Genomic DNA, 15,523 nt, shown 5'->3' with positions numbered 1-15,523 from the left:
TATAACAATTCCAATCAAAAAAAGCGGTTCAAATAATGAACCGCTTTTGCTTTTTATATCGTCATCGAGAAAATCCTCGTTTCCGGCTTGTTTCTCATCATTCTGAGATCAAAAACCATGGCAACGTTTCTCGTAAATGCTCTTCCTTTTTCAGTGATTTTAATCTGATGGTCATAGATTTCCACCAATTCATCCTTTTCCATTTCTTCCAGCATTTCAAATGCATTTTCCAGTTCCGGGAAGGAATTTTTATCTGTAAATGTAGTTTCAAGCTGGCACATCAGATTCAGAATATGTCTTCTCACAGTAAGGTCCTCTTCATTCAGAATATGGCCTTTTACCACAGGAATTTTACCTTCTTCAATAATTTTCTGGTATTCTTCCACCGTTTTTACGTTCTGGGCAAAGGCGTACCATGAATCTGAAATGGCAGACATTCCAAGACCTACCATCAGCTGGGTATTGCTTGAAGTATAGCCCATAAAGTTTCTGTGAAGTTTTTTATGGATCAAAGACTGGTAAAGATCATCGTGTTCCAGAGAGAAGTGATCCATTCCCACTTCAATATAGCCTAATTCCTGAAGCAGCTTTTTCCCGTCTTCGTATAAACGGCGCTTTTCTTCACCGCTTGGTAAATCATTTTCATCAAAACCTCTCTGTCCCACTCCTTTTACCCAAGGCACGTGTGCATAAGAATAGAAAGCCAGTCTGTCCGGCTTCAGTTCCATTGTTTTTCTGATGGTATATTCCATAGCCTCCCAACTCTGGTGCGGAAGTCCGAAGACCAAATCATGGCTGATTCCTCTGTACCCGATTTCCTTGGCCCATTCCGTTACATTTTTCACGTTTTCAAAAGGCTGAATCCTGTTGATCGCCTTCTGTACTTTAGGATCATAATCCTGAACCCCAAAACTCACCCTTCTGAAACCCAGATTGTATAAAGTCTGAAGATGTTCCCTGGTTGTATTATTGGGATGTCCTTCAAAAGAGAATTCGGGATGCTCTGCTATCTCAACCGTTTCAAAGATCCCTTCCAGTAAGGTTTTTAAATTTTTCGGAGAAAAAAATGTAGGAGTACCCCCTCCGAGGTGAAGTTCTTTCAGCTTCGGTTTTTCCTCAAAAAGCTCAAGATAGAGCTTCCATTCTTTTAAAACACTTTCCAGATAAGGAATTTCAACGCTGTGCTGTTTTGTAATACGCTTGTGACAGGCACAGAACGTACACAATGCCTCGCAGAAAGGCAGGTGAATGTAAATAGAAATTCCCTCCTCTGCATTGCTCTCATGAAATGACCGGATCACAGTCTCCTTCCATTTTTCAGGCGAAAACGTAGTTTCGTCCCAATAGGGAACGGTAGGATAAGACGTGTAGCGCGGTCCGGGAATATTATATTTATCTATTAAAGAATTCATTTCAAAATTTAAATATTACAAGTCATGAAATTTAACATACAATAAATTTCATCCTGCAAAATTAACCATTACGAATGAATTTTAAACCATGAAATATATTAGGCCGTATTTTATAATGAGTCTAAATATGATCGTTACTGAAATCCTTCAAATAGTGATAAATTCTATACCTAAGATTTAAAATTTTAATTTCATGAGTGAGATCCTGTCTTTTCCTGCAAAAACAACTGTATTTGCATTCACCCAACTGCATACAAAAAATCCTTTTTCATCAGACATTTTCTTCCAGGTTTTTCCGAAATCAGAGGAATAGCTGATATGCCTATCTCCCACTGCAATAATTTCTTTTCCTTTTGAACCAGGTTTTATTTTTACACAGGTCATATAACCTGCATTTTTCCCTGAAGCACGAATAGTCCAGCTTTCTCCACCGTTATTTGTAGTGGCAATATTATTGATATTTTCATCCTGCTTGGTATAATCACCACCCACTGCAATACCAAATAAATCTTTGTAGAAATCGATGGAATAAATTCCCTGTGATGATGTTCCGGAAATAAAAGGTTGCTTCGGGAATTGCCAAAGAATATTGGTATCGAAATCTTTTCGAAAAACTCTTGAAGTAACACCTCCTGTTGCTATCCAAAAATGATTTTCTGATGATGCAATATTAGAATTACTTGCAGCAAATGCCGCCTCTCCTTTTTTAAATTCCAAACCGTTTGTCTGATTTTTCCAAAAAATATTATCTTTCTTATTATACTGTAAAATACGTGCATTACCATCTTTGTCGGGATCGCTTAATGCAAATGCTTTATTATCATCCACAAAATGAAGTGCATCATAAAAAGCAGTTTTCAAAGTGTCCTCAAAAATAATACTATGCTTTAAACTCCTTTTATTTATTTGAAAAAAATAAGCCGGACTTTCAATGTTTATCGTATAAAAATATTTTTTATCCTGAGCTAAAGTTCTAAACTGTAATGTTTTTTCAGAAAGCTTTATCTGTTTTTGACGTTTCGGATTTTTTAAATTTACATATCCGAATTTGGAATCTGTACCGCTGTACCAGACCTTGTTATCATATATTTCAATGGCTCTTATGCTTATCTTATCATTCAGGATCGTGGTAAAGCTTTCTATTTGTTGTGAAAATATCAGTATTCCCAGACAGAAAAATAAAATGGAAAAAGTTTTTTTCATACAGACAAAAATAAAAAATCCACAGAATTCTGTGGATTTTAAGTTGATATTTTTTTATAAATCTATATCAGGTTTTTCTAAAGGTTCCTGTTCTGCTTTAAAAGTTTCTCCATAACCTCCGTTCTGAAGCTTGGAATGTTTTTTACTGTACAGGAAGTAAACAAAAAATCCGATGATCAGCCATGCAAAAGAATACATCTGTGCTTCTTTACTCAGGTTAAAGATCAGATAAATATTGATTGCGATACCTAAACAGGCAATAAGAGGTAAGGCAGGAACTTTAAAGTTTCTCTGTAAGTGAGGTTCTTTCACTCTTAATACCCAAACGGCCACACATACCATTGTAAACGCAAATAACGTCCCGAAACTGGTCATATGGGCAAGATCATTAATTGGAGTAAGGGAAGCTACAATAGCAATGACTACTCCTAAAATAAGAAGGTTCTTGGTAGGTACTCCTGTCTCAGGATTTACTTTTGAAAAAGTGGCAGGAATCAGTCCGTCTTTAGACATTCCCAGGAAAATTCTTGACTGTCCCATAATCATTACCATCAATACCGAGATCAGTCCTATAGTGGCGGCAATGGTAATAATGTAACCTGCCCAGGCATACCCGGCAATATCAAATGCATAGGCTACAGGCGCTTTGATGGCATCCGGATATTTACCGAGCGGATTAAAGTCTGTATAATGCATCATTCCCGTTAACACTAAAGAAACAAGTATATATAAAAGTGTACAGATGATCAACGAAGCGATGATGGCAAACGGTACGTCTTTTTTAGGGTTAATAGCTTCTCCCGCCTGTGTGGAAACGGCATCGAAACCTACATAAGCAAAGAAAATAGCGGATGCTCCCGCAACCACACCTGCCAGACCGTAAGCGGAATGTGAGACTCCATTTTCTGTAATAGTGGTTGGTTCAGGAATAAAAGGAGCCCAGTTTTTAAAAGGATCCGCAGAATTGAAAATAATAAAAGCGCCTGCAACGATTACGAAAATAATAGCAGAAACTTTAAGTACTACAATGAAGTTATTGGCTTTAGCAGCCCCTTTTGTTCCTCTTACAAGGATGGAAATCACAAAGAAAACAATCAAAAATGCGGGTAAGTTCATGGAAAACCCGGAATTTCCTGCTGCAATATAGGTCTGTGGGTCTGTGGTAAGATAAGCAGGAAGGTGTAGTCCGAACATTTTGAGAAGTTTTGCAAAATATCCCGACCAGGACACGGCGACGGTCATAGATCCCATAGCGTATTCCAGTATCAGTCCCCAGCCTATGATCCAGGCGAAAATTTCTCCTACCGTACCATATGCATAAGCATAAGCTGAACCTTCTACGGGAAGTATGGAAGCAAATTCTGCATAGCAAAGTGCTGCAAATACGCAGGCAATTCCTGCAATTACAAATGAAAGCGCCAGTGCCGGCCCTGCATTATAATAAGCACCTGTTCCTGTAAGTACAAAAATTCCTCCTCCAATGATTGCTCCGATTCCGATAGCAGTAAGGCTCCATTTTCCCAGAACGCGTTTCAGCTGACTCTTTTTGATATCAGCTTCGTAAGCGCTCATTGGCTTCTTAACCCAAATTTTAGACATGTTTTTTTATTTAATTAAAGATTTACGAAAATATAAAAATTTTACAAACCTTAACGTTTATTAATAAACTTTCGTGATTTATTTTAAATAAACCTATTTAAAAAACTGATTTACACATTATTTAGTTTATTTCCGGAAGTGTTAATTTTTGCTTATTTTTGATCGCATGAATTTATATGATCTTTTTGTAAAGCCGTATGAAAACTACAGCGGTATACAAATTCTCCTGGAAGCTACCGGTGCATTTTTCGGAATTTTGAGCGTCTATTTTTCAATTAAAAAGAATATCTGGGTATACCCTGCCGGCATCATCTCTACTCTGATCTATGTTTATATCCTGTTTAACTTCGGTCTGCTGGGCGACTGTATGATCAATGTTTATTATACGGCAATGAGTGTTTACGGCTGGATCCTGTGGTCTAAAAATTCTAAAGATCACGTTCATGTAGAGGTAAGCTGGGCGACAAATAAAGAAAGAATGTTTGCCGGGGTTCTTTTTATATTAAGTCTGGCACTGGTTACCCTTATTTATTATTACAAACCTTATATAGACAATAAGTTTTCCATAGAGGGAGCCAGCTTAGGATTGTATCATCTTGATTGGGCCAATTGGCTCGATGTGATTACCACTTCCATATTTTTAGTCGGTATGTGGTTTATGGCTAAACAGCGCATTGAGAACTGGATTTTCTGGATCATCGGAGATTTTATTTGTATCCCCATGATGATTTTTAAGGAACTTGGCATCACTTCGGTTCAATATTTGGTATTTACTATAATGGCTATCTCAGGATACCTTAACTGGAAAAAAAGTTTAAAAGAAAAAAGTACAATAAAGTCATGAAAAATTTATTTAAAATAGCATTCAGTATTTTAGCTATCAGCAGTCTGACATCGTGTTTGGCATATAGCGACGGTTATGCAAATAATGGCTACGGAGATCCATATTATGATAACGGATATTACTATGCCCCATCCGGATATTACGGAAACGGCGGTTATTATGGAAATGACGGCTATTATTACAGAAACGATGTCAATTATTACTATGATAACGGTATTCCTTATTATTACTATAATTCAGGGGACAGCCGAAGAAAGGTATATGTGGAAAGAAAAACTACGGTAACTTCACAGAGACAGGCTAACGGATTCCAGAATACACGTACCAACAGCGGAGGAAATTATAATGGCGGTTTCAATAATAACAGAACCGGTACAAGAAACAGCAGTAATAATACTGGATTCCGAAATTCGAATAACAGCAATTCGAATAATAACCAGAGACCGCAGGGCAGCCAGAATACGGGAGGCTTCAGGAATTCAGGTGGAAATTCCCAGAACAATCAGGGAAGCCAGAATAACCAAAGCAGCGGTGGTTTCAGAAATACACAACAGTATAATCAAAATCAAAATAATACCAGACCAACGGAGTCATCCGGCGGCGGGTTCAGGGGAAGCACAAGCACCCAGAGCAATACTCCGCAAAGCAGCGGTTCTACGAGACAGCAGTCAGGCGGAGGCGGATTTAGATAAAACGATTATAAATAAGAAAACGGACAGCTAACACTGTTCGTTTTTCATTTTAAATATATTAATTTTGCCCGTTAATTTTAGACTAAGAATATGGAATTTTATAAATATCAAGGGACTGGAAATGATTTTGTGATGATTGACAACCGTGATCTGCAGTTCCCTAAAGAGAAAGATCTTATTGAAAAATTGTGTGACAGACGTTTCGGAATCGGTGCAGACGGACTTATCCTTCTGGAAAATGACGATGCTTATGATTTCAAAATGGTATACTATAATTCTGACGGAGGCGAAAGTACGATGTGCGGAAACGGCGGAAGATGTCTGGTTGCTTTTGCTTTTTTCCTGGATATTTTCGAGGATAGATGTCAATTTATTGCTACAGACGGTAAGCATGAAGCAGAAATCCATAACGGTATCATTAAATTAAAGATGATTGATGTGGATACGATCTCCGGCGACGGGGAAGATACCGTGATGAATACAGGGTCGCCCCATTATGTAAAATACGTGGAAGATCTGGTGAATTACAATGTTTTTGCGGAAGGACACGGAATAAGAAACTCGGAAAACTATAAGGAAAAAGGCATCAATGTGAATTTTGTTGAAAAAATTACTGATGATGAAATTTTCGTAAGAACCTATGAACGAGGCGTTGAGGACGAAACTTACAGCTGCGGAACAGGAGTTACGGCTTCTGCTTTAACTTTTCTGCAAAAAAATAATCTAATCTCCGTAAAAGTTAAAACTTTAGGAGGCAATCTTAAGGTTCATGCTGAAAAAAAGGGAAATTCTTTTCAAAATATTTGGCTTGAAGGTCCTGCAAAGCAAGTTTTTAGAGGTAAAATAGATCTTATTTAAAAACTAAACTTTTAATCAACTTTTTTAATAATGAAAAAAACTGTTCTTATTATCGCTCTCATTATAGTTGGAGCGGCAGGATTTTTTGGTTTGAGATTTTATAATAAATACTATGGAAACAACGTACAGAAAGACGGGTATGTCCTGATTCCCCATAAAGCGGATTTCAGACAGATTCTTGATTCCGTAAGTCCATATGTAAAAGATAAGGAATCTTTTGAAGCCGTTGCCAGAGATAAAGATCTTGATAAATTTTTTAAGCCGGGGCGATATCATTTTCAGTCAGGGGCAGGCAACTCTAATCTTGTGAATATGATCAAGGCCGGAAACCAGTCGGAAAACAGCTTCAGAATAGGAGATTTCGGCGATGTTTACCAGATGATCGGTAAAGTAACCAAAAAGACAGAGCTTGATTCTTTACATTTTGTGAATGATCTGGATCAGGTAGCCGCAGAAAAAGGGTATAAAAATGCAGAAGATCTAAAAAAATATTTTTTCATCGATACTTATAATTTTTTCTGGACAGTAAGCCCGAAAGAATTTTTCAAAAAGTTTGATGAACAGTACAATGAATTCTGGACAAGCGAAAGAAAGAACAAGGAGCAGCAATCCGGTCTGACCAGAGATCAGGTGTATGCGCTGGCATCTATTGTTTACAAAGAATCAGGAGGGAAAAAGGATGAAATGAAAACGATTGCAGGCCTCTACCTGAACCGCTACAGAAAAGGAATGAAGCTTCAGTCTGATCCTACGGTGATCTATGCGATTAACAAGCAGACCAACTTCAGGGAACCTATCAAAAGAGTGCTATATAAACATTTGTCTACACCATCGCCCTACAATACGTACGCCAACGCAGGAATTCCTCCGGGACCTATCTGTGTTGTAGATAAAAACTCTGTGGATGCAGTTTTGAATGCAGAAAACAATAATTACATATTTATGTGCGCCGATCCTAAAAGGTTTGGGTATCATAAGTTTACAGCAAGTGCGGAGGAGCATGCCATCAATGCAAAAGCTTATCAGGACTGGCTGAATTCAAAAAATATCAAATAAAAAACAATTTAACTTTTATTTAACAATACGATAATTAACTTTTAAGAACTATATACGACTTATACATCTATAAATAATACATAAATCGTAATATTTGAAATCCCGCCCAATTAATGATTTCACAATATTAAGACTTATATCTTTACGATTTTACACAAAAAATACCTTATGAATCAGACGGAAATTGTCAACATTTTCACAAAAAAAACGCTGGCGCTTACTTTTGTACTTTCGGCAGCTGCGATGGCATTTGCCCAGGAGAAGGCAGGTGTTATGGGAATGATTGTCAACAAAAACAACCAGCCGGTTCCTTATGCTTCTGTAACGTTCAGCAATAAAGCGAACAAATCATTAAGCGATGCTGTACTGACCGATGAAAAAGGACAGTACAAACTGGAACTTGCCCCTGGAAATTACGACATTACAGTAGAAGCAATTGACTACAAAAAAAGCATAGTCAATAAAAGTATTGCAGGACCTGGAAACATTGGTGCTTTATCTATACAACCGGAAGCCACAACTACGATGGATGGAAAAACCCAGGAAATACAGGGTGTGGTAATCACTGCAGCGGCTACAAAACCTTATAAAGTTGAGCTTGACAAGAAAACTTACGACCCTTCACAGGATATTGTAAGCAAGGGTGGAAATCTTCAGGATGTTCTTTCCAATGTTCCTTCTGTTTCCGTGGATACTGACGGTACTGTGTCTATGAGAGGAAGTTCCAACGTGAAATTCCTGATCAACGGAAAACCTTCTGCCCTGCTTGGAATAGATGACGGAGCGAATGCGCTTCAAAGTATTCCTGCAGACCAGATCGACAGAATTGAAGTGATCACCAATCCTTCTTCTAAATTTGAAGCCAGTGGTACTGCCGGTATTTTGAATATTATTTTAAAAAAGAATAAGAAAACAGGCTTCAATGGAAGTGTTACAGGAACTTTAGGATATCTTCCCCAAACTGCTCTTAACACCAACCTGAGCTGGAGAAAAGGTAAGTTCACATGGTTCTTAAACGGTGGAGGCGGGTACAGAGAGTCTAAAAGTACCAGCAGAACCGACGCTTTCTTTAATAGTGGTATTAACAAAGAGCAACATAATGAATCTATCAGCAAAAATAAAAGTGACAATTATAATGCTTCTGGCGGACTGACTTTTGATATTTCCGATAAGACTTCGGTAAATGCCTCCGGAACGGTTAGAACTTTTGACAGTGACAATACAGGAAATATCAATTATTTTGATTATCCATTCGTAGGTGCAGATGTTTTCAGACAGAGGTCAAGTATTGGAAGCGGAAATAATCTTGCATTTCAGGGAGACTTTGGGCTGGACCATAAATTTGATGACAAGGGACAAAATCTTGCTCTTTCATTGAGCGTACAGAGAAACCGTTCCAATAATGATAGTGACATCAGTGATGCAACCGATGGTGAATTTAAACTTCGGGATCTTATTAATCAGCATACAGTCAATAAATCGGTGATAGCCAAAGCTGATTATGAACTTCCGATTGGTGAAAATTCTAAGGTAGAAGCCGGTTACAGATTGGATGCAAACAACAATGACTATAGTAATATCGTCATGCGACGTAAATCGTCTGACCTGACACCTAATTTTCTTCCTGACTATACCTATGACGCCAACTACAAAGAAATGTTCAATGCATTCTATGCTCAGTTCAGAAGCAAAATAGGAAAATTAGGATATCAGTTAGGACTTAGAGACGAAGTATCTAAAGTTGATATCAACTACGTAAACAAGGCAGGAGATGCAGTAATTAAATCTAAAAACTACAACAATCTTTTCCCAAGTGTATTTTTAAGTTATGAAATAGCAAAAGACAATCAATTTTTACTGAATTACTCAAGAAGAATTGATCGTCCTCGTTCTTTCTTTCTGATTCCAAATCCAAATTACAGTGATAGCCAGAATATTTTTGACGGAAATATTGATCTGAACCCTTCTTATGTAGACTCTTATGAGATAGGATACAGCATTTCTAAAAAGAATTTTACCATCAACCCTACTATTTATTACAGACACTCAACTGATGATGTAAAAATGCTGGTGTATGATGAAACGATACCTGCCACCGATACTGAAGATGCAATGACCGTCTTTCATACTAAACCTATCAACTTAGGAACAGATGACCGTTACGGAATGGATCTTAACTTTAACTGGGATGCTACAAAATGGCTTAAATTCTTAGGAAATGTAGATTTATTCGGATATAAGACAACCGGAGTATATTTTGATCCTGCGATTATGGACAAGCCTACATCATTTGAAGGAAAAGGATTCTCTACCAGAGCCAGACTTAGCTCTACTTTCAAAATTGACAAAACTCTTAGTTTCCAGCTACAAGGATTCTACAGAGGGGGACAGAAAACACAAAGTATAGACAGAAAAGATATGTATGCTGTAAATTTAGGAGCATCTAAAACAATATGGAAAGGTAATGGTACATTAAGTTTCAATATCCAGGATATTTTCAATACCAGATCTATGCAATCTACGGCATATGGACCTAATTATACCAGAGACAGCTATATGCAATGGCAGCCGAGACAGTTTGCTTTATCTCTCACTTACCGATTCAAACAAGGTGAAAAAGTAGAGCAGCCTAAAAGGAAAAAAGACATCAATGCCAACGAAAGTGGCGACGATCAGCAGGCTCCAATGTAATACACAAAAAAATCCCGAAAAATATTTTTCGGGATTTTTTTATTTTACGGTTTCTGTTCTTTCTAATTTTTCTTTTTCAGCTTCATAGATCCTTCTTCTAAGATCGCTGGTGGAAAACCTGTGATCTCTTTTGTTGTAAAAGATCTCAATTCCTTTCTCTTCACAATATTGCTTACCTGTAAAATCCCTGTTCATGTAATCATCCCCTATGATTCTTACATCGATCACAAAAGACTTCAAAATATCGAGAAGATCTTCTTCTGTATAGTAAGGAATGATTTCGTCTACTGCATTTACAGCCTTTAGCTGAATGTATCTCTCAACAATGCTTTGGCTTGGTTTGTTCTTAGTCGGGCGATCATGCGACGGATCAACCTGAAGCCCTACGATTAAATAATCACATACTGTTTTAGCTTCTTCAAGCATTTTGATGTGCCCTGCATGCAGCAGATCAAATGAGGAGAATGTAATACCTATTTTTTGTGTCTTCATAATAATGTCAATTAAAATTCCACTACAACAGTTTATTCTTTCTAAAGGAAGGTCCATATTGCGGGAAAAGATTTTGTATTATAATTGTTTTTTTAAGTTCTTATTTTAAACAGCCCTGGAATCAAGATACTGCTGCCATTTCCAGACGGTTCTCAAAGATTCTTGCAATGGAGTTTCAGACTTCCAGTGAAGCTCTTTTTCAGCTTTATCAGCATTGGCATAGGCAACGGTAATATCACCTTCTCTCCTCGGACAGATCTGGTAAGGAACCTTTACATCATTGGCTGTTTCAAAGGCTTTCACAACTTCCAGTACGGATGAGCCTTTTCCTGTTCCCAGGTTAAATATATCAATCACCGTTTCTTCGTTGCTCTCCATTAGTTTCTTAAGGGCACTTACGTGAGCTTTAGCCAGATCAACAACGTAAATATAATCACGGACCGCGGTTCCGTCCTCCGTATCATAATCATCACCCCAGATATTCAGTTTCTCGCGGATTCCTGCAGCGGTCTGAGTAACATAGGGAATCAAATTATTAGGAACACCTATGGGAAGCTCCCCCAATTTCCCTGAAGGATGGGCGCCAATAGGGTTAAAATATCTCAGCAAAGAAATTCTGCTGTTATAAGCTCTTGCAAAATCGGCTAAAATCTCCTCACCCATCTGCTTGGTCTTACCATATACACTTTCCGGAAGTTTCAGTGGAGTATTTTCATCAATGGGCATTTTCTCTGCCTGTCCATATACCGTGCATGAAGAGCTGAAAATAAAATTGGAGAGCTTTCTTTCTTTAAACTCCTGAAGAATATTGATCAGTGTAAATAAATTATTTTCATAATAATCTATAGGCATTACCTGGCTTTCACCTACAGCTTTAGACGCTGCAAAATTGATACATCCTTCGATCTGATGAGCATCAAAAACCTGGGTAAGAAGTTCTCTTCTCCTCAAATCAAAAGGATAAAAAACGGGCTTTTTACCTGTAATTTCTTCAATATTTTTTAAAATAAACCTTTCGGAATTGGATAAATCATCCACAATAACAACTTCAAACCCATTATTGATGAGTTCTACTACTGTGTGGGACCCTATGTATCCTAATCCTCCTGTAACAAGTATTGCCATTTTTTTTGTTTAATATTTTTTAATCGTTGTGTTTTCCTATATTGTCTATTTCGCTCTTTGCAGGCGAATGCCTTAAGTAATTTATAAGTAATATCGGTCCTATTAAAAACAAGGTTAGCCCAAATAAAAAAGAATAAATATATGCTCCCCATTTCTCATCATAATTAATATAAAAACTCATTGACGCTAAAATTATGATTGAAGCACCTGTAATATTTAAATATATAAACATTTTTTTTGATTCTTTGAACACATGTACAAATGTCACAATCAATAATGTAAATGCTATGAAATTTAAAAAATAGATCGGAATTCTAAATTGAATGTACTTTTCTACTAATCTATAACCTTTAAGTAAAACATTAATTACGAATACTCCATAATAAATAATCCAACCTAAAATAAAAACAATTGTAAAAAAATAAGCAAACTTATTCTTAAGTATTCTTTCGTCGTGAAGCATATTATTTCATAAACTCCAATACAGCATCCGAAATATACTTCAGCTGCTCTTCATCCAGTTCTGTATGCATCGGAAGAGAAATTACCTGGTCCAAAAGCATGTCTGTATTCACAAAATCCGCATCGTTGCTTTCCTGATAATACGCTTTTTGTTTTCTTAAGGCTACCGGATAATAAATCATTGCAGGAATTTCTTTTTCTGTAAGGAATTTCTGAAGTTCATTACGTTTTCCATTCAGAATTCTCAGAGTATACTGATGGAATACATGAGTAGAATATTCCGCCCTTTCTGGAGTTAAAATATTTTCGTTTCCGGCAAAAGCTTCGTCATAATAATCAGCTGCTTTTCTTCTTGCATCGTTGTAAGAATCAAGATTGGGAAGTTTTTTTCTTAAAACCGCCGCCTGAATACTGTCAAGCCTTGAGTTTACCCCAACTTCATCATGATAATACCTCTCATACATCCCGTGATTTACGATTCCTCTTAAACGGTGCGCCAGTTCATCATTATTGGTAAAAATAGCTCCACCATCACCATAGCAACCTAAATTCTTGGAAGGGAAAAATGAAGTGGTTCCCACAGTTGCCATTGTTCCGGCATATTTCTCAGTTCCGTCAGAGAATGTATATTGTGATCCTATTGCCTGTGCATTGTCTTCAATGACATACAGATTGTGTTCTTCTGCAATTTTTAAGATCTCTTCCATATTGGCACACTGTCCGAAAATATGTACCGGAATGATTGCCTTTGTTCTTGGCGTGATCGCTTTTTTAATTTCTTCCGTAGAGATCGTGAATGTATCGTAATCTACATCTACCAGTACTGATTTCAGTTTAAGCAGATGAATCACTTCCACTGTAGCAGCAAAAGTAAAATCTGCGGTGATCACTTCGTCCCCTTCTTTAAGATCCAAAGCCATCAGCGCGATCTGCAAAGCATCGGTTCCGTTAGCACAAGGGATCACATGCTTTACATCTAAATAAGATTCCAATTCATTCTGGAAAGACTTTACTTCAGGGCCATTGATAAAAGCCGCAGAATCCATTACATTTAAAACTGCATTATCTACATCATTCTTTATTTTGTAATACTGACTTTGCAAGTCAACCATCTGAATTTTTTTCATAAATAAATATTTGTGTAAAAATAAGGAATTTAAAATCCTATCAAAAATTTTATTGATTTTGTTTTATCTTTATAAAAAATAACTTCATGAAAAAACTTTTACTCTTTTGTCTTTTAGTGGGTTACTCGGCTGTAAATGCACAGACGGAGCTTGTTTTTGTTTATTTTACAGGCAAACCGAATAAAGCTGCTTTTTATGCGAATCCGCTTTCAGAGCTGGCTCAGAAATCCCTTAACAGACGTACTTCACTGGGTATTCCGCTGAATGATCAGGATGCTCCTATCGAACAGTCTTATATTCAGAATCTCCAGAACCTTGGCTTTACCGTTACAGACTATTCGAAATGGCTTAACGGAGCGGCTGTAAATGCAACTCAGGCACAGATAACAGTTTTACAGGCACAGCCCTATGTATCATCAGTAGAGCGATTTGCAAGAAATAATAATTCTGTTCCCAAAACAGCACAACAAAATAAATGGAACTTTTCTTCCGAAACTCAGGAGACGCTGACTGTTTTTGATTATGGCTCCGGTTCTGCACAGATCGACCAGATCAATGTAAGACCTCTTCACCTTGCCGGATTTACCGGAACAGGGGTATCTATTGCCGTTATTGATGCCGGTTTTCCTTATGTAAATACCGGATCGGCATTTGAAAGATTACGGACCAACAATCAGATTAAAGGGGTGTATGACTTTGTGACCAAAACAAGCAACGTATACAGCACTTCTATAAGCAATCATGGATCTGCTGTGCTGGGAGCTATCGGGGGCTATATCGAAAACACCTTTGTAGGATCAGCTCCGGATGCCGACTTTTATCTTTACCGCAGCGAAAATGCTGTTGGTGAAATTCCGGAAGAGGAATTATATTGGATAGAAGCAGCAGAAGAAGCAGACAGAAAGGGAGTCGATATCATCACATCTTCTCTTGGATACAATGTTTTCGACGATTCCCGATACAGTTACAGCTACTTAGATATGAATGGAACCACTTCTTTTATTGCAAGAGCTGCTGAAATAGCTGCCAATAAAGGAATTTTCGTTCTCGCCGCTGCAGGAAATTCAGGACTTCAGCCGTGGCATTACATCATAACCCCTGCAGATAATCCTAAGGTATTCACCATAGGATCAGTAGATTCAGCAGGAAATTCTTCAGGATTTTCATCATATGGCCCCAATGCGCTTGGAGTGGTAAAACCTGATGGAAGTGCAAGAGGAACTGCATCCGCAACAGTTACCAACAGTACATTAACCTCAGTAAACGGAACCTCGATTGCAACGCCTATTGCCGCAGGTGGTGTAGCATGTTTCGTGCAGGCATTCCCTTCGATGGACAGGGAGCAGATGAGAACCAAACTCCGGCAGACCGCTTCACTTTATCCCGGCCATACGGATCAGATGGGTTATGGTATTCTCAATTTCGGAAACCTTTACAATCAGGTATTGAATACCTCTGAAATGGTGAAAAAAGAAAAACTGGCTATTTTCCCGAATCCTGTCAGGAATATTTTAAATATTGCTTCTGAAAGTGAAATTCTGTCATTGGAAGTATATGATAACTTAGGGAAGCTGATCAGAAAAAATAGCAGTCAGAAATCCATCAAAGTAGAAGATTTTCCGAAGGGAACTTATTATCTGAAAATTCAGGCGAAGGATCAGGTTTTTTATGAGAAGTTTTTAAAGGAATAAATTATTTTTAATTGATGTTGATTTTGCAGATGGGTTTTATTTTTAAACACGAATAACACAAATATTTTAATACAAATACCACAAATTTTAAGCTACTCAGGGGTAAGTTCGAAGAAGTATTCCAAATTCAAGTCCATAGAAAGGGTTTGATTCCATTTCATTGTCATACTTCACCCTGCCTTAATAAATATCAGTTTTAATTCCACAGATTATACAGATTGCTCAAATTGTATACCTGTGACAAATATATTCAATAGGAACGGGCTTCAGC

13 protein-coding genes are annotated in these 15,523 nt (G+C 37.4%); 6 read left to right on the top strand and 7 right to left on the bottom strand.

From position 1 onward, the window contains the following. Positions 1 to 53: 53 nt before the first annotated feature. The 3 genes from hemN to IX38_RS15050 all read right to left on the bottom strand — a co-directional run bounded on the left by hemN (position 54) and on the right by IX38_RS15050 (position 4,214). Positions 54 to 1,412 carry an oxygen-independent coproporphyrinogen III oxidase gene (hemN, locus tag IX38_RS15060; protein WP_034706342.1) on the bottom strand — a complete coding sequence of 453 codons (1,359 nt, stop codon included), beginning with the start codon at positions 1,410 to 1,412 and terminating at the stop codon, positions 54 to 56. A 177-nt stretch (positions 1,413 to 1,589) separates the two neighbouring features. Further along, the gene (locus IX38_RS15055) at positions 1,590 to 2,615 is read right to left on the bottom strand and encodes a beta propeller repeat protein (RefSeq protein WP_034706341.1); all 1,026 of its coding nucleotides are present in this window, start codon (positions 2,613 to 2,615) and stop codon (positions 1,590 to 1,592) included. A 54-nt stretch (positions 2,616 to 2,669) separates the two neighbouring features. Then, on the bottom strand, positions 2,670 to 4,214 hold the full coding sequence (locus IX38_RS15050) for an APC family permease (protein ID WP_051884785.1): 1,545 nt from the start codon (positions 4,212 to 4,214) through the stop codon (positions 2,670 to 2,672). A 166-nt stretch (positions 4,215 to 4,380) separates the two neighbouring features. On the opposite strand from IX38_RS15050, the gene pnuC reads away from it, so the two are divergent. The 5 genes from pnuC (at position 4,381) to IX38_RS15025 (ending at position 10,355) form a co-directional block, all read left to right on the top strand. Next, complete coding sequence (gene pnuC / locus IX38_RS15045; protein WP_034706339.1) at positions 4,381 to 5,058, top strand: nicotinamide riboside transporter PnuC; 678 nt, start codon at positions 4,381 to 4,383, stop codon at positions 5,056 to 5,058. Beyond that, positions 5,055 to 5,750, top strand: coding sequence for a hypothetical protein (locus IX38_RS15040; protein WP_034706338.1), 696 nt, complete (start codon positions 5,055 to 5,057; stop codon positions 5,748 to 5,750). The genes pnuC and IX38_RS15040 overlap by 4 nt, the downstream gene beginning before the upstream one ends. 90 nt (positions 5,751 to 5,840) lie before the next feature. Continuing rightward, a complete protein-coding gene (gene dapF, locus IX38_RS15035) occupies positions 5,841 to 6,608 on the top strand; it encodes a diaminopimelate epimerase (RefSeq protein ID WP_034706337.1) in 768 nt (255 codons plus the stop codon). 30 nt (positions 6,609 to 6,638) lie between these two features. Then, a complete protein-coding gene (mltG, locus tag IX38_RS15030) occupies positions 6,639 to 7,664 on the top strand; it encodes an endolytic transglycosylase MltG (protein ID WP_034706336.1) in 1,026 nt (341 codons plus the stop codon). Between the two features lie 168 nt (positions 7,665 to 7,832). After that, positions 7,833 to 10,355: a TonB-dependent receptor gene (locus IX38_RS15025; RefSeq protein WP_034706334.1), complete on the top strand. Its 2,523-nt coding sequence runs from the start codon at positions 7,833 to 7,835 to the stop codon at positions 10,353 to 10,355. A 39-nt stretch (positions 10,356 to 10,394) separates the two neighbouring features. On the opposite strand, the gene IX38_RS15020 is transcribed toward IX38_RS15025, so the two are convergent. From IX38_RS15020 to IX38_RS15005, 4 genes are all read right to left on the bottom strand, one after another. After that, entirely contained in the window at positions 10,395 to 10,847 is a 453-nt protein-coding gene (locus IX38_RS15020) for an adenylyltransferase/cytidyltransferase family protein (protein ID WP_034706333.1), read from the bottom strand. 105 nt (positions 10,848 to 10,952) lie between these two features. Then, positions 10,953 to 11,972 carry a UDP-glucose 4-epimerase GalE gene (gene galE / locus IX38_RS15015; protein WP_034706331.1) on the bottom strand — a complete coding sequence of 340 codons (1,020 nt, stop codon included), beginning with the start codon at positions 11,970 to 11,972 and terminating at the stop codon, positions 10,953 to 10,955. 19 nt (positions 11,973 to 11,991) lie between these two features. Then, positions 11,992 to 12,435, bottom strand: coding sequence for a hypothetical protein (locus tag IX38_RS15010; RefSeq protein ID WP_034706329.1), 444 nt, complete (start codon positions 12,433 to 12,435; stop codon positions 11,992 to 11,994). A gap of 1 nt (position 12,436) precedes the next feature. Beyond that, complete coding sequence (locus IX38_RS15005; protein WP_034706327.1) at positions 12,437 to 13,561, bottom strand: DegT/DnrJ/EryC1/StrS family aminotransferase; 1,125 nt, start codon at positions 13,559 to 13,561, stop codon at positions 12,437 to 12,439. A gap of 86 nt (positions 13,562 to 13,647) precedes the next feature. On the opposite strand from IX38_RS15005, the gene IX38_RS15000 reads away from it, so the two are divergent. Then, entirely contained in the window at positions 13,648 to 15,252 is a 1,605-nt protein-coding gene (locus IX38_RS15000) for a S8/S53 family peptidase (RefSeq protein ID WP_034706326.1), read from the top strand. Positions 15,253 to 15,523: the final 271 nt, after the last annotated feature.

It is taken from the genome of Chryseobacterium luteum (assembly GCF_000737785.1).
GTDB classification, from domain to species: Bacteria; Bacteroidota; Bacteroidia; order Flavobacteriales; family Weeksellaceae; genus Chryseobacterium; species Chryseobacterium luteum.
This window is presented reverse-complemented; position numbering and strand designations above follow the sequence as displayed.